The sequence below is a fragment of the Streptacidiphilus sp. EB129 genome (assembly GCF_041262645.1).
GTDB lineage: Bacteria > Actinomycetota > Actinomycetes > Streptomycetales > Streptomycetaceae > Streptacidiphilus.
Genome location: NZ_JBGCCS010000033.1, coordinates 51,632 through 75,217, shown reverse-complemented (window position 1 = coordinate 75,217; position 23,586 = coordinate 51,632). Strand labels below are relative to the sequence as shown.

Below are 23,586 nucleotides of genomic sequence, written 5' to 3'. Positions count from 1 at the left end.
GTACGTGGTGACCCGCGGGGCAGAGTAGTCACGCCTCACCGGCCGGCGGCTCGGGGCGGGGGTCGGACAGGCGCAGTCGGTAGGCGACGGCAAGGCACCAGGGAATGCCGAGGAGCACGACGAGAGCAAGGCCGAGCACGAGCGGGGCCGGGCGTGCCGCAGCCAGGGCGAGGCAGGCGACGGACGCCGCGGCGCAGGTCAGGGACAGCGGGCGGTACAGCCCGCGTCCGCTGTGCCAGGCCTCCAGGCCGCCGGCCACGAGCATCGTGCTGACCAGCACGACCGCCGCGCCGCCGCAGAGCACCCAGGCCGTGGCAACAGCGCTGCGGCTCGCGTGGGCGTGCTCGACGAGACCGACCATCGCCGCGCCCATCGCGGCCACCGCGGCCGTGAGCGGCAGGTGGGCGAGCATCCACTGCAGGGTTGCGGCCGGGGTCTGCCGTGGCTCGCGGTGGCCGGCGAAGTCGAAGTAGGTCCACCAGGCGCCGAAGCCGACCACCACGGCAGTCAGCGCGACAGCGACCGTCAGCACGCTGACCGGCTCGGCCGCCAGTCCGCTCACCACGCCGGTGACGGTCTCCCCGAGCACGATGATGATGAGCAGCCCGAACCGCTCGATGAGCGCGTCGGTGACAGTGAACGTGGGGGCCGCGCCCGGCGTCGCTCCGAGGATCACCGCGCCGAAGCCGACCAGATAGGCGACGTCGAGCAGCCCCCACGTCCACACCCGGTCAGTGGCCGGGAACAGGGCGCTCGCACCGAGGACGACGGCGCAGAAGACGGTTCCGGCGACGAAGAGCCGGCTCGACCTGCGGTACTCCGGCCGGTCGCCCCGGGAGGCCAGCAGCCACAGCAGAGCCAGGACCGCGAAGAGGATCCCCGCCGTGACGGCGAACGCCGCCCCGCGCGCGCTGCCCGCCTCGGGGATGAAGGCGCCCAGCGGGACGAGAACCAGGATCTGCAGCAGGAAGGTGATCCGGGCGCGGGCGTCCTCGCGGCCGTGCAGCTCGTGGTGGAGGCTGCCGTTGACCCAGGCGATCCACACCAGCCCGAACACGGCGGCATATTCGCCCAGTCCGCGCCAGGTGAGCTTCCCGGCGAGGTGGTGGGCCGCCTGCGCCACCAGGACGACCACCACCAGGTCGTAGAAGAGCTCCAGCGGGCCCACGACGCGCTCGCGCGGCTGCTCGCCGTGGGGCCGCGGCGGCTGCCACAGCTGCCGCCGCGCCCGGCGCCAGAACGTCGACCCGTCGGCAGCAGCAGCGGAAGCGGCAGCAGCCGGGGCAGCTTCGTCCGTCATCCGGTGACGCTCCTCAAGGCGCGCAGGGCCTGGTCTCGGTCCAGTCGACCATCAGGCGCCGCTCGGCGAAATACCACTCGCCGTCCTGCTTGACGAATTCGTCAAGGTAGCGGATGGACGCGATCATGATCGTGCGCTCGCCGTCCGCCCCGAACGAGAGGTGATGGGCCAGACAGTAGCTCTCCCCACTCGCCCGCTCTCCGTCGAGGGAGACGGTGCTCTGGCCGTTGAAGTGGGTGGTGGCCTGATAGGTGTTCAGATTGTCGAACACCGGGGCAAGGGCCTCACGTCCGTGCAGTTCCTGGGTCGGCTCGGCCGCGGTGGCGTCCATGAAGACCAGGAAGCGGGTGTCCTCGGTGAACAGGGCCATCTGGCCCCTGGCGTCCCGGCGGTCGGCGCAGTGCGCGTAGGCGTCGATCAGTTCGCGGATGGCCAGCCGGTCGGCGGCCTGCTGAGGTGGGACCGAGCTGTGGGACGACATCGCCGCCTCCTTCGTGAGACTGCTTGACATCTGAATAAGAGCACTCCGACCCGGTCGACGCGACCGTGGCGTGCGCGACCGGCTGGTGGGCGGGCGCGGCGGAGTTGCCCGGCCTGTCGCGCCAGGACGGTTGACGGACCTCGACCTTCCGGCGGGCTAGTTCTGCTGCGGCGCCGGAAAGTGCCTGGCCAGCTCCGCCCGGGAGGCCTCGTCGAGTACGACGCGCCCGGTGTCGAGGTTCTCGGCGAGGTGCGTTCGCGTGCGGGTTCCGGGGATGAGCAGGATGTTCGGCGCGAGGTCGAGGAGCCAGGCGAGTGCGATCTGCGCGGGTGTCGCGTTCAGCCGTCGGCCCACGGCAGCGAGCACTGGGCTGGCCAGGATCTGATTCTGGTTGCCGCGCGGCCATCCGAGGGGGCAGAAGGGCACGAACGCGATGCCCCGGTCGGTGCACTCCTGGAGCACGTCCAGGGAGCCCTGATCCGTGAGGTTGAAGAGGTTCTGGACGCAGACGATCTCGGTCTGGCCGACCGCCCGCAGCAGTTGATCCCGCGTGATGTTGCTGAGGCCGACGCCGTCGATCAGGCCTTCCTCGCGGGCCTGGATCAGCGCAGCGAGCTGGGAGTCAAACCGCGTGCCGGGTGCCGAGTGGTCGACCATGCGCAGGTTCACAGCGGCCAGGCGGTCGGTGTCCAGGGTGGCGAGGTTTTCCTCGATGCCCTGGCGGAGCTGGTGCGGTTCGTCGAAGAGCAAAAACGCGCCGGTGGCGTCGCGGCGGCCGGCCACTTTGCTGACGATCCGCAGGTCGGCCGGGTAGGGGTGCAGCGCCTCGCGGATGAGTTCGTTCACGACGTCGGGGCCGTAGTACTGCGCGGTGTCGATGTGGTTGACGCCGCTGTCGACGGCGGCGCGCAGCACGCGCAGTGCCTCGTCGCGGTCGCGGGGCGGGCCGAAGACGTTGTCGCCGGCCAGCTGCATCGCGCCGTATCCGATCCGGCGTACGTGCCGTGAGCCGAGTGCGAACGTTCCGGCGGATTCGATGGCGCGCGTCAGGTCCGGCATGGCTTCTCCCGCGGTTGAGGATGACCTTCCATGAATTGAACATTCACGTCAATCGGGGCACCTGCTGACTTGAAGGTTCACATTGAACTTGGCCGTCGGGAGAGCCGCGAGGACGGTGGCCCGCTCGCGCGGCCCTCCGGGCTCAGGCCAGGCCGAGCTGGGCGGCGATGACGGAGCCCTCCGCATAGCAGTCGAAGCGCTTGATCCTGCCGTCGACCAGCTCGAAGACGTCGCAGCACGGCGCGTCCATGCGCTTTCCGGTCGGCGGGACGGTGCCCGAGGGCAGTTCGAGCGGGCCGAGGTGGGTGCCCTGCAGACGCAGCTGCACGATGACCATGTTGTCGACCACGTAGAACTGGCCGAGTTCGCGGTGCATGTCGGGGAACGCCTGGGCGTAGACCTCGACCGTCCTGCCCAGTTCCTCCGCGCCGCGGTAGGTGTGCGGAATGGACTCGTCGGTGAAGGTCCCGTCCTCGGTGAAGGCCGCGACCCAGCCGGCGACGTCCTGGTCCTCGGCGGCCTGGTAGGCGTTGCGAATGATCTTCTCGTTGTCCAGTGACATCTCGGTTCTCCTGATCCGGGCCACGTGCGGTTGACGAGGTGGCGCCAAGCGGCGCCTTCACAGTCTTTACTTTAACACTCAAGTCATTGCAGAGCACAAGACCCGAACGGGTGCTCTTCATGGCAGATGGCGGACTGATCCGGATGACTTGTCACGTGATATGTCAAGTCATCATGTCAGCGTGCGGGTGAGTCGATCCGCTGCAGGATGCGCTCCGCGTCCTGGCCGAGCCGGCGCAGGCGCTCGCCGGACAGGTTGTCCACCACCAGATGGCGGACGTAGGCCACGTGACCGGGCGCGGCCGATTCCAGCTTGCCCACGCCGGCGGGCAGCAGGATGGCATTGGTGAACCGCCCGTCGCCCGGGTCCGGTTCGCGCCGGACGAAGCCACGGCCCGCCAGCCGCTTCACCATGTGCGACAAGCGGGACAGCGACGTGCTGGTGTGCTCGGCCAGCACGCTCATACGCAGGGTCCGTTCCGGAGCCTCGGACAGCATCGCCAGGGCCATGTACTCGACCATGCTCAGATCCGCATCGCGCAGCAGCTGCGCGTCGATGGCCCAGGGAAGCCGGGTGAACAGGCGCGCCACCGATATCCAGGCGTCCAGCTCGGCCGACGTGAGCCATGGGACGGCCCGCTCGTCGGCCTGTGGCGCACTGTCGATGGTGGTCATGTGGCGAGCGTATCAGCCCCATACGGCGGACGACATGGGATCGTCGGCGTCCCGACCGCCCCGCCACAGCGTTTGAATCTTCATGTCCGATCAGCGCGCTCGGCGTAGAGCGGGACGGTGTCGCCGAGCAGTGCGCGCATCTGGTGCGGCAGTTCGCCGGACTCACGGGCCACCTGCCCGGCGGGCCGGCCGGCGACGACCTCCTGGCCGATGAAATGGAGCAGCGTCGCGTGCACCCAGCCGAGCTGACCGGCCACCAGGGCCGGCAGCCGGTCGGCTGACGCGGCGGCGGCCTCGTCGCCCTCACCCTCGCGGGCTGCTCCCTCGCCGTCGGCACCCGCGTCTTTCGCCGAGGCATCTGACGCGCGGATCGTCGGCAGCGCCGAACGTCGGCCGGCGCGCTGCGGCCGGGCGCGAAATCCGTGCGCACAGAGCACATCGGTGTGCCGGGAGGGCACTGAACGCCCGAGGGCTGGATCCTAGTGTTCGCACCGGGGGCTCCGGCCACCGCCCGTGCCCGGATCCCCGGCGTGGCCGCGGGCTGTGCGATGGCGGCCACGCCGGGACACCGACGCAGCCACAAGGGGAGAGACCGTGAGCACAGCACCGCGTAAGGCAAGCACGTGGGCGCCGATGGCGATCCCGGTGTTCCGCATGCTGTGGTGCGCCCAGACCGTCTCCAACATCGGCAGTTGGATGCAGACCGTCGGCGCGCAGTGGATGCTCGTGCACCAGCCCAACGCGGCCGCCCTGACGTCGGCGGTACAGGCCGCCAGTCTCCTGCCGGTGCTCTTCGTGTCGCTGCCCGCGGGCGTGCTGGCCGATGTGCTGGACCGCCGACGGATCCTGCTGGTGCTGTCCCTGCTGATGACCGTGCTCGCGGGCACCCTGGCCGCGCTGACCCGGGCGGGCCTGACCACCCCCACGGTGCTGCTCACCCTCACCTTTCTGATGGGCTGCGGACAGGCCCTGGTCAATCCCGCCTGGCAGGCGATCCAACCCGAACTGGTACCCCGTGAGCTGATCCCGGCCGCCGCCGCCCTGAACAGCCTGACCGTCAACATCGCCCGCGCCGTGGGGCCCGCCCTGGCCGGACTGCTGGTCGCGGCCGGCGGGCCCTCCGTGGTGTTCAGTGTCAACGCCGCCAGCTTCGCCGTGGTCACCCTCGCCGTCCTGGTCTGGCGCCGGCCCACGGGCGACCGGGCCACCGCCGAGCACCTGGTTCCCGCCCTGCGCTCGGGAACCCGCTATGTGCGCAACGCTCCCGGGGTACGGCGGATCCTGCTCCGCGCGGCCCTGTTCGTGGTCCCCGCGTCCGCGCTGTGGGCACTGCTGCCGGTGGTCGCCAGCAGCACCCTGCACCTCGGGGCCGGAGGCTACGGACTGCTGCTCGCCGCGCTGGGGCTGGGCGCGGTCCTCGGAGCGCTGGTCATCAGGCCGCTGCGAGCCCTGGCCGGCGTCAACACCCTGCTGGCCGCCGCCACCCTGGTCTTCGCCGCCGGCACCGTCGGCTGCGCGACGCTGCACAGCGCGGTACCGCTCGCCGTCCTGCTGGTGCCCACCGGCGCCGCCTGGCTGGTCGTCCTCTCCTCGCTCAACACCGCCCTGCAGCTCCTCCTGCCCGCCTGGGTACGTGCCCGGGGGCTCGCCCTCTACCTGGTGGTCTTCATGGGCGGCCAGGGCATCGGCGCACTGGTCTGGGGGCTCGCGGCCGGCGCCGCCGGGCTCGCGGACGCGCTGCTGGGCGCGGCGGCCCTGCTGGTCGCCGGGGCCGCGACGCTGCCCTTCTGGCCGATGCACTCCCACGAGGCCGGTATGGACCGCACCATCACCTCGACCTGGCCCGAGCCCGTACTCGACCTGGAGCCGGACCCCGACGACGGCCCGGTCCTGATCGAGGTGAGCTACGTCGTCGACGCCGGGAACGCACCGGCGTTCCTGGCCGCCATGCACCCGGTCGGCCTGTCCCGCCGGCGCACCGGCGCCGAGCGCTGGTCGCTGTACCAGGACGCCGCGCGGCCGGGCCACTACGTCGAGGTCTTCCAGGTCCCGTCCTGGTCCGAGCACCTGCGGCAGCACAGCGGCCGCACCACCGTCACCGACGCCGCCTTCCTCGACAGCGCCCTCGCGCTCACCTCGGGTCCGCCCGCGGTCCGCCACCTCCTGCCGCCCCCGGCCTGAGCGCGCTTCCGGCATCCCGGGGCGACGGTGGGCAGTCGTTTGACCTACGCGCCCCGCGCCCGTTCCCACCAGGCTGAGCAGTGCGGATCCCGACACCGCGGTCCTCCCACCCCGGGATTCCTTCGGGTGTCCGCAAGCCCGCTCGTCCTCAAGGGAATTCACCATGAACGCTGTACTCTCCACAGCTTGCGTGCCGGACGGCGACAAGCTCGACTACTGGAACAGGGCCCTCACGCGCACGCTCGTCCCGCAGGCGGTCACGCCATGGAGCAGAGAGCCGTTCTCGGGCCGGATCACCTCCCATCGACTGGGTTACCTCGGGGTCTCCACCATCGAGGCGGACCCCCAGCGCATGAGCCGGACACACCGGCACACAGCCCAGCCCGACGGGGAGTTCGTGACCATCGGCGTGCAGGACTCCGGGCGCGGCCGGCTGGCGCAGGACGGGCGCACCGCGCACCTGGCGCCGGGGGAGCTCGTGGTCTACGACACCACCCGTCCCTACACGCTGGACCAGCCCGAGCCGTTCCGCCTGCACGTCTTCCAGCTGCCGCGCCGTGTCGTGGGGGTGCCCGAGGCGGACGTCCACCGCGTCACCGCGACGGCACTGCCCCCGGACGAGGGCGTGGCGGGCATGGTCGCGCCCTTCCTGACCGCACTGGCCACCACCGCCGCCCAGTGCAGCCCCAGCGTGGGCGAGCAACTGGCGGGCACCGTCAGCGACCTGCTGGCCACACTGATCCGCGAGCAGGCCACCGGACCCGAGCCGACGGACCCGGGGAGCTCCGGGCGCGCCATGGCGCTGCGCGTGCGCGGTTACGTCAACCAGCACCTGACGGATCCCGACCTCTCCCCGCAGACGATCGCCGCGCACCACCACATCTCCATCCGCTACCTGCACAAACTCTTCGAGGGCGAGGGGACCACGATCAGCCGCTGGATCCAGCAGCGCCGGCTGGAGGAGTGCGGCCGCGAGCTCACCCGTCGCGGCCGGGCCGGGCCGACCGTGTCCTCGGTCGCCCAGCGCTGGGGTTTCGTCAACCCCGCCCACTTCAGTCGCGTCTTCCGCACCGCGTACGGCATGTCGCCCCGTGAATGGCGCAGCGCGACGCTCACCCCGGCCCCATCCGCGGCCCCGGTCCCGAGTGGCCGCACCCCCGTTCCGGCGGACCGGTGACGCCCTGTGCGGCGCGCACGAGCCGCGGGTCGTAGCACTGCACTCCGCAGGCGTCACCCTTCCGCACCTTCTGCCGCCCGGCACCTGCCGGGCGGCATCACCGCAACCGACCAGGAGAGATCCATGGCCAGCCAGCCGCTACTGCATCAGAAGAGCCGGCAGATCCAGGAGTTCGGAACCGTCAAGCAGTTCCCGATCGGCCTGTCCCACGACGCCCGCAGGTACTCCTGCCAACGGCTCAACCAGGTCCTGGCGGACACCCAGTTCCTGTACGCGCTCTACAAGAAGCACCACTGGCTGATGCGCGGCGCCACCTTCTACCCCCTGCACCTGCTCCTGGACAAGCACGCCGAGGTACAGCTCGCCCTGGTCGACGACCTGGCCGAGCGCGTGCAGAGCCTGGGTGGCGTCGCGGTGGGCGATCCCCGGCACGCCGCCGGGATCACCGCCATCCCCCGGCCCCCGGACGGCGTGGAGGAGGTCCCCGCCATGCTGTCCCGGCTCCTCACAGCACACGAAACCATCCTGACCGACGCCCACGACGCCGCCGCGCGGACCGCCGCCCTCGGCGACGACGGAACCAACGACCTCCTGGTCTCCCAGGTGATCCGCACCGGAGAGGCCCAGGTCTGGTTCCTGGCCGAACACCTGGTCGACACCCCGCTCGTCCGCTCCTGACCCCGGCCCGGCAGGTCAACTGACCCTGCCTCATGCGTCACCAGTGGGCGCCTCCTGTGCAGTCGGCAGGAGGCGCCCGCGGCGCTGCCCCGGCGTCAGCCCGTGTGGCTGGCGTCACGCGCCCTGTCAACCACCCCTGAGCTGCGATTCTCTAGAATGGACCCACCCGGCGCACCTTCCGCGCCAGGACGGGAAGGGTGCGTGAGTGGCGGGTTCAGGTGCATCGCTGTCCCGTTCCGGTCTGCGTGGCCGGGAGGCGGAGCTCGAAGCGCTGCAGGCACTGATCGCCTCGGTGGCCCGCACCGGAAGCGGCGGGCTGGCGCTGATCCGGGGGGAACCGGGTATCGGCAAGACCACGCTGCTCGCCGAGGCCGTCAGCAGGGCCAGGGCGGCGGGATTCTCCGCGGGTCTCGGCAGGGCCGACGAGCTGCATCGCATCGTGCCGCTCTCATCGTTGGCGGCCTGCATCCTGCACGGCGATCGACCACTGCTGTCCGGCGATGCCTTCGCCGATCTCGCACGCAACCACGATCAGCGGATCTGGCTGGTGGAACGGATAGCGGAGGCGATCGAAGCCAGAGCCGGCAGCATGCCGGTGCTGATCGCCCTGGACGACGTGCAGTGGGCCGACCCGCTGAGCCGGTTTGCCCTGAAGCAGCTTCCGGCCCGCCTGTGGACCTCGCCGGTGCTGTGGATCCTGGCCGGGCGCCTGGATCCCGCCGGTCCGGCGGAAGAGGTCCTCGCGGCCGCGGCGGACACACTCCCGACGCTCACCGTGCCCCTGGGGCCGCTGTCCGGCGCGGCCATCGGCCAGCTGGCCGGCGACACGCTGGGTGCGGCCGTTGACGATCGCGTGCGGCACCTGCTCGACGGAGCCGGGGGGAACCCGTTTCTGGCGGTCGAGCTGCTCGCGGGACTGCGGACCGCCGAGGACTCGGGTGAACTCGTGCCCCCGGGGCTCGTGGTGGGTGTGCGCGGCAGACTCGGGTCCCTGCAGCCGGGCACACTGCACCTGCTTCGGATGGGCGCGGTGCTGGGACGCAGGTTCGGCTTCCACGACGCCGCCGCGCTCTGCGGCCGGCCGTCCACCCCGTTGGTGGCGGCACTGGAGGAGGCGGTACGCGCCGGACTCCTGGACGACACCGGCGATGATCTGGTCTTCCGGCATGATCTGCTGCGTCAGGCCGTCTACCTCGACATCCCGCCGTCGGCCCGGAAGGCGCTGCACCGGGAGGCTGCCAACCACCTGGTAGCGGCGGGCCGCGAGCCGATCGACGCGGTGCCGCACATCCTCAGGGGTGCCGTGACCGGGGACGACGACGCCGTGGCACTGCTGCGGCGAGCCGCTGACGACGTGCTGCCGGTCGCGCCCGGGCTCGCGGCCGACCTGATGGTGCGCGCTCTGGAACTGGTGCCGTCCGCGCGGCCGTTGAGGTTCGCCGTGGGTGAGCAGGCGATCGTCTCGCTGACCCGGGCCGGCCGGAATCGGGAGGCGCTGCTGACCGGCGACCGACTGCTGGCCTGCCGGCCGCCGCTGGAGACGTTCGGCCGGCTGCAGGCCGCGCTGGGCGGGACGCTGTGGAACCTGGATCTCGCCGGTGAGTTGCGCCGCCGGGCCGAAACGGCCCTCGCGCTCGGGGGCGCCGCCCCGGAGGTCGGCGCGAGGCTGGCGGCCCTGCGTGCGCTGGCGCTCTCCCGCGACGACGATCTCGTCGCGGCGCGTGCGGCCGGCGAGACCGCGCTGCGTGCCGCCACCGCGAGCGGTGACCGGGAGGCGCACGTCCTGGCCCTGTGCGGGCTCGGCGAGATCGCGCTCAACGCGGGTGAGAACGCCGTCGCACTGGAGCGATTCGCCGCACTCAGTGCCGTCGACTCCGCGTTCCTTCCCGAGGAGATCGTCGCGCACCAGCACATGGACGACTTCAAGGCCAGCGAACGACTGCTGCTGCGGGCGGCGGACCAGGCCGGGGCGCCCCGTCAGGCAATGCTGCTGTGGGGGCAGGGCCAGCACAACCTGGCGCTCGGCAGACTCGCCGACGCCGACGCCGACCTCGTCACCATGGAGCGCCTGGAGGACGACGTCCAGGCGCCCGTCCAGCAGGTGAACGCGCGAGTGATCCGCTCACAGATCGCCCTGCTGCGCGGCGAGCGGGACGCGGCGCGGCAGCACCTGGCGGCGGCGCGGGAACGGCTGGCGACCAAACCGAATCCGGGCAACACGGCCGCGGTGCGCTTCCTGGAAGCGGTCCACGCCGAGGCCGACGGGAACATCGGGCTTGCCGTCGACAGGATTCGGCAGGTGCAGCAGGAGGGTCTCTTCATCCGCTGGCGGCTGTTGCGCAACCGGATCAACTCCGCGATACGCATGGCCCTGCGCGGCGCGGACCGCGAGCTCGCCGAGGACCTGGCCGCTCAGGCCGAAGCCCACGCCGGACGCAACCCGGCCGTGCCCACCGCCACCGGCCTCGCGGCGCAGGCCGCCGGGCTCGTGGACAACGATCCCGCCCTGCTGGAACGCTCCGTGACCCTGCTCCAGGCAAGCCCTCGCCCGCTGGTCCGGGCTGCCGCCTGCGCGGATCTCGGCCGGGCACTCCTGGCAGCGGGCCGGAAGCCCCAGGCAGTGGCCGCCCTGACGCAGGCCCATGGCACGTTCGCCGAGTCGGGCGCCCACGCGGCAACGGCACGGGTGCAGCGCGATCTGGACCGTGCCGGGGCCGGCAGCCACAGGCCGGCGACCGTGCAACGCCCGGTCCAGGGCTGGGAGGCCCTCACCGCCTCGGAGAAGAAGGTGGCGCGCCTGATCGCCGAGGGCTGCACCAACCGGTCGGCCGCCGACCTGCTCGTCGTCTCCCCGCACACGGTCAACACTCACCTGACCTCCGTCTTCCGCAAACTGTCGATCAACTCCCGGGTGCAGCTCGCCCACCTGGTCATCGCCCTGCCCGACGACTGAGCGGAACCTGTTGGTACGTTGGGCGACCACCCACGACGCGCGGTAAGGGCACCACCATGATCAGACCAACCAGACCGCCGGCGCGGCGCGGCGCCGCCCGGCTGGGGGCCGGAATCCTCACCCTGGCGCTGGTGGCCACCGGGTGCGGTGGCGGTGGCGAAACCGGTGCCGGATCCGCCACCGGCACGGTCACCTCCATCACCGCACTCGACTACTACACCGACACCACCGAACACGCCCAGTGGGGCGCGTCGCTGGCCGCCTGCGGCAGGACCGTCGGCGTCACGGTCGAGCAGACCAGTGTGCCGGGGGCTTCGCTCATCCCCAGGGTCCTTCAGCAGGCGTCGTCGCGGACCCTTCCCGACCTGCTGATGCTGGACAACCCCGACCTGCAGCAGATCGCGCAGACCGGTGCGCTGACCCCGCTGGACCGGTACGGCATCGACTCCAGCGGCTTCGCCAGGGGCATCCTGTCGGCGAGCACCTACGACGGGAAGCTGTACGGGCTGGCGCCCGACGTCAACACGATCGCCCTCTTCTACAACAAGGACATGCTCGCCAGGGCCGGTGTCGCCGTGCCGAGGACCTGGGCGGAACTGAAAACCGCGGCGGCCCGGCTGACCCGCCCGGGGCGTTACGGCATGGCGGTCGACGCGAACGCCACCTTCGAGGGCACCTGGCAGTTCCTGCCCTTCCTGTGGTCCAACGGCGGGGACGAGAAGGCGTTGGCCACCCCGCAGGCAGCGCAGGCGCTCCAGCTCTGGGTCGACCTGGTGAAGAGCGGATCCATGTCGGCGTCGGTGCTGAACTGGACCCAGTCCGACGTCAGCGATCAGTTCGTCGCCGGCAGGACGGCCATGATGGTCAACGGCCCCTGGCGGATCTCCGACCTGAACGAGGCGAAGGGCCTGCACTGGGGGGTGGCCCCGATCCCGGTCCCGCAGGCGGGGCAGACCCCGGTCACACCGCTCGGCGGTGAGGTGTGGACGGTCCCGCAGAGCGCTTCCAGGGCCCGGCAGGAGAAGGCCGCAAAGGTCCTCGCCTGCCTGAACGACTCCACGACCATGCTCGCCCTGGCCAGGGAGCACTTCACCGTGCCCTCCCGCTCCGCGGTGGCCTCCCGGTACGCCGAGCAGGTCCCCTCGATGGCCGCCTTCGTCCAGAGCGTCGAAGCGGCCCGGGCCCGTACCGGCGAACTCGGCGTCAGGTGGCCCCAGGCGGCGACCGGCATCTACACCGCGATCCAGTCCGCGCTGACGGGCGAGCAGACGCCGGAGGAAGCACTCACGCATGCGCAGCAGATCGCGACCAGTCCCTGACCTGGCCCGGGCACGCTTCCGGGAGTCGCTCGCCCAGTGGCTGTTCATCGCGCCCGCCGCGCTGTACCTGCTGCTGTTCTTCGGCTACCCGATCGTCAAGAACGTCGTGATGAGCTTCCAGCAGTACACGATCACGACGTTCTACACCGGTGCCGCGCCGTTCGTGGGGCTGCGGAACTACTCGACGATCCTGTCGTCGGACCTGTTCTCCAGGGCCCTGCTGACCACGGTGCTGTTCACCGTCGGCTCGATCGTCGGGCAGTTCGTGCTCGGCCTGGCCATCGCCCTCTTCTTCCAGCGCAGCTTCCCGCTCGGCCGGGTGCTGCGGTCGCTCCTCCTGCTGCCGTGGCTGCTGCCACTGGTCGCCTCCGGAACGACGTGGCGGTGGATGCTCGACGGCGACACCGGCGTCGTCAACGCCGTGCTGCGCGACCTCCACCTGCTGCCGTCCGGGGTGCCCTGGCTCACCGGCACCTCACCGGCACTCCTGTCGGTGACCCTGATCAACATCTGGGTCGGAATCCCCTTCACCACCACGATCCTGTACGGCGGACTCCAGGACATCCCGACCCATCTGTACGAGGCGGCGAAGCTGGACGGCGCCGGACCGGTGACCATGTTCCGCCATATCACCTGGCCACTGCTGCGGCCCGTGGCCACCGTCGTGCTGGTGCTGGGCGCGGTCTACACGGTCAAGGTGCTGGACATCATCCTCGTCGTGACCGGCGGAGGACCGGCCGACGCCACGGAGACCATCGCCACCCAGTCCTACACACTGTCGTTCCAGCAGTTCGAATTCGGGCGCGGTGCCGCGATGAGCAACGTTCTCCTCGTCATCTCGATCGGCTTCGCCCTCGTCTATCTGCGCGTCAACCGTCGCGCCCAGAACGCCTGAGAGGCGATCCGTGAAGCGCGCACCCCGGCGTGGCCGGCTGTCCACGGTCGTCGGAATCATCCTGCTCGCGCTGATGCTCTTTCCGGTCTACTGGATGGTGAACGCCTCGCTCCAGCCGACGGGCAACCCACTGCAGGGCGGCTGGTTCCCCCGCCATCCGGACGTCAGCGGTTACCTCAGCGCCCTGCGCGATCAAGGAGGCAACCTCGTCACCAGCCTCGTCGTGGCCCTCGGCAGCGTTGCGCTCAGCCTCGGGCTCGCCGCCCCGGCGGCCTACGCGCTGGCGCAGTTCCGCATCCGGGGAACCGGCCTCGTGCTGTTCGGCATCCTGCTCACCCAGATGGTGCCGGGCATCGTCGTCGCCAACGCGCTCTACAGCGCCTACAACGACCTGGGACTCCTGAACTCCTACCTCGGACTGATCCTCGCCGACTCCACCGCGGGGGTGCCCTTCGCGATCATCGTGCTGCGATCGTTCATGCAGGGCATTCCCCGGGAGATCACCGAGGCCGCGCGCGTGGACGGAGCCGGGAGACTGCGCGTCTTCCGGGCCGTGGTGCTCCCGATGAGCGCGAACGCACTGATCACCGCCGCCCTCTTCACCTTCCTGTTCACCTGGAGCGACTTCCTCTTCGCCCTCACCCTGACCACCACGGAGACCGTACGGCCCGTCACCCTGGGCATCTACCAGTACATCGGCGCTCAGACACACCAGTGGAACGCCGTCATGGCCACCGCCGTCCTGGCCTCCCTGCCAGCGGCTGTACTGCTCGTCGTCGCTCAGCGGTATGTCGCCGCCGGCACCACCAGCGGGTCCGTCCAGTGAGCGCCGGTCCCCGTCTCCCCCGGCCCCGTTCCGCACCCCTGATCTAGCGGATTCACGCGATGTGTCGATCCAGGCCCGCTGGCACGGTGGTGCGAAGGCACATCTGCTGAATGGGGAGACCATGTCGCTGGATTCATCGAGACCGGAACCCGGCCGGCCCGCGGGGAACCCCCGGCCGGCGGCCCTGATCGGCCGGGAGACGGAGACCGATCGGATCCTCGGCGTGGTCCGGGCGGGCCGCCGTGCCCCCCAGGCGCTGCTGGTGCTCGGCGAGGCCGGCACCGGCAAGTCCGCGCTGCTCGGCCTCGCGACCGAGCACGCGCGCGGGATGGGCACCGGAGTGCTGACGTCCCGGGGCTGCGAAGGCGAGCGGGAACATTCCTTCGCCTCCCTCCACCAACTGCTGCTCCCCCTCTGCTCCCACCTCGCCGACCTGCCGACGCATCTGCGCGAAGCCCTGGAGACCGCCTTCGGCATGACCCCCGCCACCAGGCCGGCCGACCCGATGGTGCTGCGCGTCGCGGTGCTCACCCTGCTGGCCGACGCCTCCCGGCACCGGCCGCTGCTGCTGGTCGCCGACGACGTGCAACTCTTCGACCGCGACTCCCGCGACGTCCTCAGCTTCGTGCTGCGGCGCTTCGCGGACGAGCCGGTGACGGTGCTGCTCGCCGCCCGTGGCTGGACCACCCCCGACGGCATCGTCGCGGATCTGCCCTCCCTGCCCCTGGCGCCGCTGACCCCCCAGGCCGCGGCCCGTCTCCTGGACGCGCAGCACCAGGCTCCGTCCGGCCGGGCCCGGACGGTCGCACTGGAGCTGGCCGACGGCAATCCGCTGGCCATCATCGAGCTGTGCCGCACCACCCGAGCGGGTGTCTCCCCCCGGTTGCCCGAGGGCCTGCCGCAGACGCTGCGGATCCAGGAGATGTTCGCCGCCCGGCTGCGCGCCCTGCCCCCGGTCACCCAGCGACTGGTCCTGTACGCGGCCGCAGCCTCGGACCACACCGACCTGACCACCCTGACGGCCGCCGCCGGAGCCGCAGCCGACCTCGCGGCCTGGGGGCCCGCCGAGGACGCCGGCCTGATCACCATCACCACCGGCCGGGTCGGGTTCCGCCACCCGCTGGTACGCGCGGCCGCCTACCAGAGCGCCCCGACGCACCTCCGGCAGCAGGCACACGCCGATCTCGCCGCAGCCCTGGAGGAGGACCCCGCACGCCGGGCCTGGCACCTGGCCGAGGCATGCCCGGGCCGCGACGAGTCCGTCGCCGCGGCCCTGGAGGACACCGCGGACCTGGTCGAACTGCGCAGCGGCTACTACGCGGCGGCACGCGCACTGGAGCGCTCCGCCGAGTGCAGCCCGGACCGGGCGGACCGGGCACGCCGCTACGCCAAGGCGATCAGAGCAGCGAGCAACGCGGGTGACACCTCCTGGGTGCGCGAGCTGTACACCCACGTCACGGCGCTGACCCTGGACCCTGACGCGATCGGCATGGCCGCCTGCGGTGTCGGCATGTCACTGTCGCTCGGCGGACGGCAACGGGAGGCGTTCCGGGTGCTGACCGCGGCCCTGGAGCTGGACCCGCCGCCGGCCGGCGGGACCGCCCTCGCCCTGGCCGGACCGCTGAGCGCGGTGGCGTCCCAGTCGGGACTGCCCGAGGTCAGGGCGGCCATGGCGGCCGTTCTGGACCGGATCGACGCCGCGCAGGTCGCGGAGGCCGGTTCGACGTACCCGGAACTGGCGGCGGTCGGGGCCCGCGAGGCGATGCGGGCCCTGACCGTGGCCGTCGCCGATCCCGCCGAGCACGCTCCGGCCCTGCTGAGCCGGACCCGACGGCCCGGCCTGCTGACGCCGGTCACCGGAGCCGCGGAGATGACCCGGGTGCACGTGGTCGGTGCGATCGCCTGGTGGGCCGACGAGTCCGACCTGTGCGTCGACTCCCTGCGGCAGGCGTTCACCATGCTCCGCGCCTACGGATCCATCGCCATCGGGGCAGCCTCGTTCGCGGCGATGGTCTCGGCACTCATCGACACCGGACGGTGGGCCGAGGCCGACCAGTACCTGGAGGAGGCGGGAACCCTCGCGGTCGTCCACACGATGCGACAGGTCGAGGCCGACGCGGCGGCGTTGCGGGTGACGCTGCGGGCCCTGCGCGGGCACGCGCCTGACGGCGTGTCGACGGACCTCGACTGGACGGCGGTGAACCTGGAGGAGAACCGGGCCACGCACGCCCGGCTGCTCCGCGCGGCGGGTACCGCTGCCGCCGCCACGGGCGACCTGGACGGCGCTTACCGGCACTTCCGCCAGCTGTTCGACGACCAGGGCGCACCGCTGCACTACTTCCTGTCGCACCGGTCGATCGCCGACCTCGCCGCCCTCGCGCAACGAACGGGCCGGCAGCAGGAGGCCGCGACCGTCCTCGCGGCGGTGCGCGAGGCGACGGGTCCGCAACCGACCACCCGGATGACGCTGCTGCTGCACCACGCCACCGCCCTGACCGGCAGTCCCGCCGACGCCGAACAGCACTTCCGGCTGGCCGTGGTGAACCCCGCGGCCGAACAGTGGCCACTGGCCCGGGCCCAGGCCCGACTGCACTACGCCCAGTGGCTTCGCCGCCGCCGACGGCCCTCCGAGGCCCGGGAACTGCTGGCCACGGCACTGGAGACGTTCACCCGGCTCGGCGCCGCGGGCCTGGCCGAGGAGACGCGGTGCGAGCTGCGGGCGACCGGTGTCGCCACCGCGCCGGCCACGCCCGACCCGCTGTCCGAGCTGACCGCCCACGAGCGGCGGATCGTCCGGCTGGCAGCGCGGGGCCTGCGCAACCGGGAGATCGCCGAGCAGTTGATGGTGTCCCCCCGCACGATCGGCTCGCACCTGTACCACGTGTATCCCAAACTCGGTGTGAGCAGACGCCAGCAACTGCGTGAGTTCTTCGACGATCTGTGAGCGAGTCACCGGGCCTCGGGCGTCGATCACCGGATTGCTACGATCAACGCGAGGTGAGGCCATGGGACTGGTACCGGATGGGGACGGACGCGGCCCGCATCGGCCTGCCGTGGTTCTCGACCCGGTCGTCCAACGGTTCGTCGACGCTTCGGCCGCGCCCCCGTACCTGCACCAGCTCGGCCCGTTCGACGGCCGCCAGGTGCTGCGCGAGACGCAGGGCCTGACGCTGGACGACTTCGGCCTTGAGGTCGACTTCCTGGCCGCGCCCGTCGGACCGTCCGGACTCGTCGGCTTCTGGACCTTCCGCCCGGCCGCACAGACCGGTCCCCTGCCCGTCGTGCTCTATCTGCACGGCGGTCGCTGGATGCTGGGCGACGCGCACACCCACACCCGGCTGATCTCCGAACTCGCCACCGCCAGCGGCGCGGTGTTCGTGGTCCCGGAGTACACCCGCACGCCCGAGGCCCGGTATCCGGTGGCTCTCGAGGAGTGCTACGCGGTGCTGACCTGGCTGATCGAGCAGGCCGGAAGCCTGGAGCTGAACGGCCGCAGACTCGCGGTGGCCGGCGACTGCGCCGGCGCGACCATGGCGACCGCCCTCACCATGATGGCCAAACAGCGCGGCGGTCCGCGCATCCGCGCCCAGCTGCTGTACTACCCGATGACCGATCCGTACCACGAGGCGGAGTCGCGGGAGCAGTTCGCGTCCGGCTACCTGCTGACCCGTGACGCCCTCGACTGGTACTGGCAGCAGTACCTCGACGACGAGCACCAGCTCGCCGAACCCACCGCCGCGCCGCTGCGGGCCACCCCGACGGACCTGGCCGGCCTCCCGCCTGCGATGGTCGTCTCGGCGGAGGCCGACGTCGTCCGGGACGAGGCCGAACAGTACGCCCGCCTGCTGCGGCAGGCGGGCGTGGCCGTGACCGCGGTCCGGTACCTCGGTACCGTCCATGACTTCGCGTCACTGAACCCGATGCGGGACAGCCCACCGACCCTGGCGGCCGTCCGGCAGGGCGGCAGCTTCCTCAGGCACGCCCTGACCGAACGGCGCTGAACGTGTCCGCCTGAACGTGTGCGTCCTGGGAGCAGGGCATGTGCCCTCTCGGGCGTCGTCGATGACCGGTCCGCTCGTACGTTGAGGTCAGAGCGCTCCGCCGGGAGCCTGCCCCACGCACTCCCTCCTGGCACGGCGCCTCTTCCCCCGATCCTGGAGACCTCCATGTCCACGCGCATGCCCACAGACCGTGTCCGACGCCTCACCGGCCGGACAGCTGTCACCGCCGCCATCGCGGTCACACTCGGCGCCGCCGTGACCGTCGACGCACTCGCGGCCCCCTCCTCGCCGGCGGACTCCGCCGCGCGCCCCGCCCCGCAGAGCCCGGTGGTCCTGGAGCACGACGCCCAGGTCTTCGCCGACGCGGCGGCCAAGAACCCGCCGATCTACACGCTGTCGTACGCCGCCGCCCGCAAGGCCCTGGACGGCGTCCAGGCCGGGCCGGTCGCACTGCTGCCCGCCGACATCTCGCACCGCACCCTGCCGGTCGGCCCCACCGGCAAGGTGACGGTCCGGATCGTGCGCCCCAAGGGTGCGACCGGCAGGCTTCCCGTGGTGATGTACATCCACGGGGGCGGCTGGGTCCTCGGCGACGAGAGTACCCACGACCGGCTGGTCCGCGAGATCGCGAACGGCGCACACGCCGCAGTGATCTTCGTCGACTACACCCCCTCGCCCGAGGCCCGCTTCCCGACCGCCATCGAGCAGGCCTACGCGGCGACCACCTGGGTGGCTCAGCACGGCAGCGAGATCAATGTCGACGGCTCGCGGATCGCCGTCGCCGGCGACAGCGTCGGCGGCAACATGACCGCGGCGATCACCCTGATGGACAAGGAGCGCCACGGTCCGCACCTGGCCGGACAGGTGCTCTTCTACCCCGTCACCGACGCGAGCTTCAACACGCCCTCCTACCAGCAGTTCGCCGACGGGCCGTGGCTCACCCGCAAGGCGATGCAGTGGTTCTGGAACGCCTACGCGCCCAACCTCCAGACCCGCGACCAGATCCTCGCCTCGCCGCTGCGCGCGAGTCTCACCCAGCTCAAGGGCCTGCCGAAGGCCCTGGTCATCACCGACGAAGCCGATGTGCTGCGGGACGAGGGCGAGGCCTACGCCGCCAAGCTCCGTGCGGCCGGCGACGACGTCACCGCCGTGCGCTATGAGGGCGTCATCCACGACTTCGTCATGCTCAACGCGCTCGCCGACACCAACGCGGCCCAGGCCGCCGTGGTCCAGGCCGACGGCTTCCTCTCCGGCGTCCTGCACAGCAACTCCTGAACCCGGCGACTCCCGCCGGGTGCGAAGCCGTCAGTCAACCGACTGATGCGGCCCGGCCGCGGACAAACGATCGTGGAACCGGGCCGAGTGCGTACGGCCCGGTCCGAAGCTCATAGGAAAACTCGTCAAGGAGCATGATGTCGGAGATCAAGATGTCGGAGATCAAGCCCGTCCTCGAAACGGCCGCCCAGGCCTTCGCGGACGCGACCAGCAAGCCGCCGTTCCTCTACGACCTGGGCCCGGTCGAGGGCCGCAAGGCCGTCGACGGCGTCCAGGACGGTGACGTTCCGGTGCCCGACGCCGACGTGAAGGACCTGGTCATCCCCGTCGGCCCGTCCGGCAGCGTCTCCATCCGGATCCTCACCCCGGTCGGCAGCAGCGGCCCCCTCCCGGTCGTGCTGTACACCCACGGCGCGGGCTGGGTGTTCGGCAACGCCCACACCCACGACCGGCTGGTCCGGGAGCTCACGGTGCGGGCGCAGGCGGCGACGGTGTTCGTCAGCTACAGCCTCTCGCCGGAGGCGAAGTACCCCACCGCGATCGAGGAGATCTACGCCACCCTGCTGTGGATCGCCGAGCACGGAGCCGAGGAGGGGCTGGACGCCGGCCGCATCGCGGTCGCGGGTGACTCGGTCGGCGGCAACATGACCGCGGCCATCACCCTGATGGCCAAGCAGCGCGGCGGCCCCGCCCTGGCCGGGCAGCTGCTGTTCTACCCGGTCACCGACGCCTCGTTCGACACCGGCTCGTACCAGCAGTTCGCCGAGGGCTACTTCCTCAGCCGCGAGGGCATGCACTGGTTCTGGGACCAGTACACCACCGACCCCGAGGAGCGCGCGCAGATCACCGCCTCCCCGCTGCGGGCGAGCCTGGAGCAGCTGACCGGCCTGCCGCCGGCGCTGGTCATCGTGGGCGAGGCCGACGTGCTGCGCGACGAGGGCGAGGCCTACGCGGCGAAGCTGCGCGCGGCGGGCGTCCCGACCACGGCCGTGCGCTACGAGGGCATCATCCACGACTTCGTCATGGTCAACGCGATGCGCGAGACCCAGGCCGCCCTGGCCGCCACCCGGCAGGGCGGTGAGTTCCTGCACGACGTCCTCCACCCCTGACGGACACATCGGCCGGCGCGCGTCACCATGGGCGCCTCCCGCACCGGCGAAGCCGGCGGGGGGCGCCCTCGGCGTCCGCCCGGCCTCCCGCCGCCGACACGCCGTCAACACGCCGTCCCGTTGTGCACAGCAGGCCGCCGACCTGCACTCTTGTCCGTGCTGGCAGAATCGGTCCAACCGTCCCGCTGTCCGGGATCGACAGCCGACGAGTGCCGCGCTGGGAGCAGGGAGACGCACCATGGACGAACGGACCCTGATCGGCCGGGAGGCGGAGACCGAACGGGTCCTGGGTGTGGTCGAGGCGGGCCGCCGTGCCCCGCAGACGCTGCTGCTGCTCGGTGAGGCCGGTACCGGCAAGTCCGCGCTGCTGGCCCTGGCAGCCGGGCACGCACGCGGGACCGGCACCAGGGTCCTGACGTCCCAGGGCTGTGAGGGCGAGCAGGAGCAGTCCTTCGCCGCCCTGCACCAGCTGCTGCTCCCGCTGCTGCCCACCATCGCCGACCTGCCGGCGCATCTGCGCGAAGCCCTGGAGACGGCCTTCGGCATGACCCCCGCCACCACGCCGGCCGACTCCCTGCTGCTGCGCGTCGCGGTCCTCACCCTGCTGGCCGACGTCTCACGGCACGAGCCGCTGCTGCTGGTCCTCGACGACACCCAGCTGTTCGACCGCGACTCCCGCGACGTCATCAGCTTCGTCCTGCGCCGCTTCGCCACCGAACCGATAGCCACGCTGCTCGCCGCCCGCGGACTGACGCCACCGGACGGCATCGCCGCAGGTCTGCCGGTGCTGACCCTGGGGCCGCTGGACGGCCGGTCCGCCGCGCGCCTCCTGAAGGCTCAGCCCCGGACCCCCGCCGGCCGGGCCCGGATCGACCTGCTGGAGCAGGCCGACGGCAATCCGCTGGCCATCATCGAACTGTCCCGTGCCGCCGTCGAGGACTCCTTCTCCGGGCTCCCCGGCGGCGGAATGCCGCAGGCACTGCGGATTCAGGAGATGTTCGCCGCCCGGCTGCGCGCCCTGCCCCCGGTCACCCAGCGACTGGTCCTGTACGCGGCCGCGGCCTCGGACCACACCGACCTGACCACCCTGACGGCCGCCGCCGCAACCGGCACCGACCTCGCGGCCTGGGGGCCCGCCGAGGACGCCGGCCTGATCACCATCACCGCCGGCCGGGTCGGGTTCCGCCACCCGCTGGTACGCGCGGCCGCCTACCAGGGCGCCCCGGCGCACCTCCGGCAGCAGGCACACGCCGATCTCGCCGCAGCCCTGGAGGAGGACCCCGCACGCCGGGCCTGGCACCTGGCCGAGGCATGCCCGGGCCGGGACGAGTCCGTCGCCGCGGCCCTGGAGGACACCGCGGGCATCGTCGAACGGCGCGGTGGTCTCTACGCGGCAGCCCGTGCGCTGGAGCGCGCCGCCGAGGTCAGCCCCGCCGATGCAGACCGGGCACGCCGCTACGCCAACGCCATCCGGGCCGCGATCAACGCGGGCGACCCGTCCTGGGTCCGCGATCTGTACGGCAAGGTCGCGGCGCTCACCGAGGACCCTGAACTGCTCTGCGCGTCGGCGTGCGGGGTGGCCATGGCGCTGTCCTTCTTCGGCCGTCAGCGGGAGGCGTTCCAGGTGCTGAAGGGCGCGGTGGACGCGCCGCCGAAGGACGGCAGGACCATGCTCGCGGTGGCCGCGATCGTCCACACGCTCGGATATCAGTCCGGGCTGCCGGAGATCCGGCGTGCGGTCCCGGCGATGCTCGACCACGTCGTGATCGAGCCTGGCGTGATCGAGGGCATGGCGCCCGCCCACACCCCGCTGCTGCCCACCGAGGCGGTCGACGCGGTCCGGGCGGGGGTCGTAGCCGGGATCGACCCGGTCGCCAACGCGCCCGCCCTGCTGAGCCCGACCCGGCAGCCGTCGCTGCTGGATCCGCTGCCCGGCGGAGCGGAGGTGGCCCGGCTCCAGGTCGTCGGCGCGATCGCGTTCTACGCCGACGAGTCGGACCTGTGCGTCGACGCCTTCCGGCAGACCTTCGCCCTGCTGCGGGCGTACGGGGCGATGGGCACCGGGGCGAACGCGCTCGCGCCGATGGCCCTGACGCTGATCGACACCGGACGGTGGGCCGAGGCCGACGAACTGCTGAGCGAGATGTGGACGCTCGCCGCGGTCCACAAGCTGACCCACCTCGAGGTCGCCGTGGACGCTCTGCGGATGCTGCTGCACGCCCTGCGCGGAGGCCACGCCGACGGCGGCGAGACGGCCGATCCCTCGTGGACCGCTGTCGGCCTGGAGGAGAACCGGGCCACGCACGCCGCCCTGCTGCGGGCCGCGGGCACGGCGGCCGCGGCCTCGGGCGACTACGACAGCGGCTACCGCCACTTCCGGCAGCTGTTCGACGACGCGGCCGCACCGCTGCACTACTTCCTGTCGCACCGGTCGATCGCCGACCTGGCCGCCCTCGCGCAACGAACGGGCCGGCAGCAGGAGGCCGCGACCGTCCTCGCGGCGGTGCGCGAGGCGACGGGTCCGCAACCGACCACCCGGATGACGCTGCTGCTGCACCACGCCACCGCCCTGACCGGCAGTCCCGCCGACGCCGAACAGCACTTCCGGTCGGCCGTGGTGAACCCCGCGGCCGAACAGTGGCCACTGGCCCGGGCCCAGGCCCGACTGCACTACGCCCAGTGGCTTCGCCGCCGCCGACGGCCCTCCGAGGCCCGGGAGCTACTGCTTCCGGCGATGGACACGTTCACCCGACTCGGCGCCGTCGGCCTGCTGGAGGAGGCGCGGGGTGAACTCCGGGCGGCCGGCTTCGCCACCTCGACGCCCGGCTCCGCGCCCGGGTCCACTCCCGGATCCGGGTCCGCGCCCACCGCCGCCGATCCGCTGTCCGAGCTGACCGCGCACGAGCGGCGGATCGTCCGCCTGGCGGCGCAGGGCCTGCGCAACCGGGAGATCGCCGAGCAGCTGCTGGTGTCCCCCCGCACCATCGGCGCGCACCTCTACAAGGTGTATCCGAAGCTCGGGGTCAGCAGTCGCCACCAGCTGCGCGACTTCTTCGACGACCTGTGACCGATTCCGCCGTCGCCTGACCGTCCGTC

At 71.9% G+C, this 23,586-nt stretch carries 18 protein-coding genes; 12 read left to right on the top strand and 6 right to left on the bottom strand.

Going from position 1 to position 23,586, the window contains the following annotated elements; all coding sequences use genetic code 11:
• Positions 1 to 28: 28 nt before the first annotated feature.
• The 6 genes from ABH925_RS30140 to ABH925_RS30115 all read right to left on the bottom strand — a co-directional run bounded on the left by ABH925_RS30140 (position 29) and on the right by ABH925_RS30115 (position 4,534).
• Complete coding sequence (locus tag ABH925_RS30140; protein ID WP_370153020.1) at positions 29 to 1,300, bottom strand: low temperature requirement protein A; 1,272 nt, start codon at positions 1,298 to 1,300, stop codon at positions 29 to 31.
• A gap of 13 nt (positions 1,301 to 1,313) precedes the next feature.
• Entirely contained in the window at positions 1,314 to 1,781 is a 468-nt protein-coding gene (locus ABH925_RS30135) for a nuclear transport factor 2 family protein (protein WP_370153018.1), read from the bottom strand.
• Between the two features lie 156 nt (positions 1,782 to 1,937).
• Positions 1,938 to 2,840: an oxidoreductase gene (locus ABH925_RS30130; protein ID WP_370153016.1), complete on the bottom strand. Its 903-nt coding sequence runs from the start codon at positions 2,838 to 2,840 to the stop codon at positions 1,938 to 1,940.
• A 142-nt stretch (positions 2,841 to 2,982) separates the two neighbouring features.
• Entirely contained in the window at positions 2,983 to 3,402 is a 420-nt protein-coding gene (locus ABH925_RS30125) for a nuclear transport factor 2 family protein (protein WP_370153014.1), read from the bottom strand.
• A gap of 176 nt (positions 3,403 to 3,578) precedes the next feature.
• Entirely contained in the window at positions 3,579 to 4,076 is a 498-nt protein-coding gene (locus tag ABH925_RS30120) for a MarR family winged helix-turn-helix transcriptional regulator (RefSeq protein ID WP_370153012.1), read from the bottom strand.
• An 80-nt stretch (positions 4,077 to 4,156) separates the two neighbouring features.
• Positions 4,157 to 4,534: a hypothetical protein gene (locus tag ABH925_RS30115; protein ID WP_370153010.1), complete on the bottom strand. Its 378-nt coding sequence runs from the start codon at positions 4,532 to 4,534 to the stop codon at positions 4,157 to 4,159.
• 136 nt (positions 4,535 to 4,670) lie between these two features.
• On the opposite strand from ABH925_RS30115, the gene ABH925_RS30110 reads away from it, so the two are divergent.
• From ABH925_RS30110 to ABH925_RS30055, 12 genes are all read left to right on the top strand, one after another.
• Positions 4,671 to 6,257 carry an MFS transporter gene (locus ABH925_RS30110; protein WP_370153008.1) on the top strand — a complete coding sequence of 529 codons (1,587 nt, stop codon included), beginning with the start codon at positions 4,671 to 4,673 and terminating at the stop codon, positions 6,255 to 6,257.
• Positions 6,258 to 6,420: 163 nt separating this feature from the next.
• Positions 6,421 to 7,434, top strand: coding sequence for a helix-turn-helix domain-containing protein (locus ABH925_RS30105; RefSeq protein WP_370153006.1), 1,014 nt, complete (start codon positions 6,421 to 6,423; stop codon positions 7,432 to 7,434).
• A 123-nt stretch (positions 7,435 to 7,557) separates the two neighbouring features.
• Positions 7,558 to 8,112, top strand: a complete 555-nt coding sequence (locus ABH925_RS30100) for a Dps family protein (protein ID WP_370153004.1) — start codon at positions 7,558 to 7,560, stop codon at positions 8,110 to 8,112.
• Between the two features lie 205 nt (positions 8,113 to 8,317).
• On the top strand, positions 8,318 to 11,065 hold the full coding sequence (locus ABH925_RS30095) for an AAA family ATPase (RefSeq protein WP_370153002.1): 2,748 nt from the start codon (positions 8,318 to 8,320) through the stop codon (positions 11,063 to 11,065).
• A gap of 56 nt (positions 11,066 to 11,121) precedes the next feature.
• The gene (locus tag ABH925_RS30090; protein ID WP_370153000.1) at positions 11,122 to 12,384 is read left to right on the top strand and encodes an extracellular solute-binding protein; all 1,263 of its coding nucleotides are present in this window, start codon (positions 11,122 to 11,124) and stop codon (positions 12,382 to 12,384) included.
• Positions 12,356 to 13,279 (top strand): carbohydrate ABC transporter permease, encoded by a 924-nt coding sequence (locus ABH925_RS30085; protein WP_370152998.1) that lies wholly within the window; start codon positions 12,356 to 12,358, stop codon positions 13,277 to 13,279. Before ABH925_RS30090 ends, ABH925_RS30085 begins: the two co-directional genes overlap by 29 nt.
• 10 nt (positions 13,280 to 13,289) lie before the next feature.
• Positions 13,290 to 14,105, top strand: a complete 816-nt coding sequence (locus ABH925_RS30080; protein ID WP_370152996.1) for a carbohydrate ABC transporter permease — start codon at positions 13,290 to 13,292, stop codon at positions 14,103 to 14,105.
• 121 nt (positions 14,106 to 14,226) lie between these two features.
• On the top strand, positions 14,227 to 17,049 hold the full coding sequence (locus ABH925_RS30075; protein WP_370152994.1) for a helix-turn-helix transcriptional regulator: 2,823 nt from the start codon (positions 14,227 to 14,229) through the stop codon (positions 17,047 to 17,049).
• A 61-nt stretch (positions 17,050 to 17,110) separates the two neighbouring features.
• A complete protein-coding gene (locus ABH925_RS30070; protein ID WP_370152992.1) occupies positions 17,111 to 18,106 on the top strand; it encodes an alpha/beta hydrolase in 996 nt (331 codons plus the stop codon).
• A 177-nt stretch (positions 18,107 to 18,283) separates the two neighbouring features.
• On the top strand, positions 18,284 to 19,381 hold the full coding sequence (locus ABH925_RS30065) for an alpha/beta hydrolase fold domain-containing protein (RefSeq protein WP_370152990.1): 1,098 nt from the start codon (positions 18,284 to 18,286) through the stop codon (positions 19,379 to 19,381).
• Between the two features lie 137 nt (positions 19,382 to 19,518).
• Entirely contained in the window at positions 19,519 to 20,490 is a 972-nt protein-coding gene (locus ABH925_RS30060) for an alpha/beta hydrolase (protein WP_370152988.1), read from the top strand.
• Between the two features lie 238 nt (positions 20,491 to 20,728).
• Positions 20,729 to 23,557: an AAA family ATPase gene (locus ABH925_RS30055; RefSeq protein WP_370152985.1), complete on the top strand. Its 2,829-nt coding sequence runs from the start codon at positions 20,729 to 20,731 to the stop codon at positions 23,555 to 23,557.
• Positions 23,558 to 23,586 lie beyond the last annotated feature (29 nt).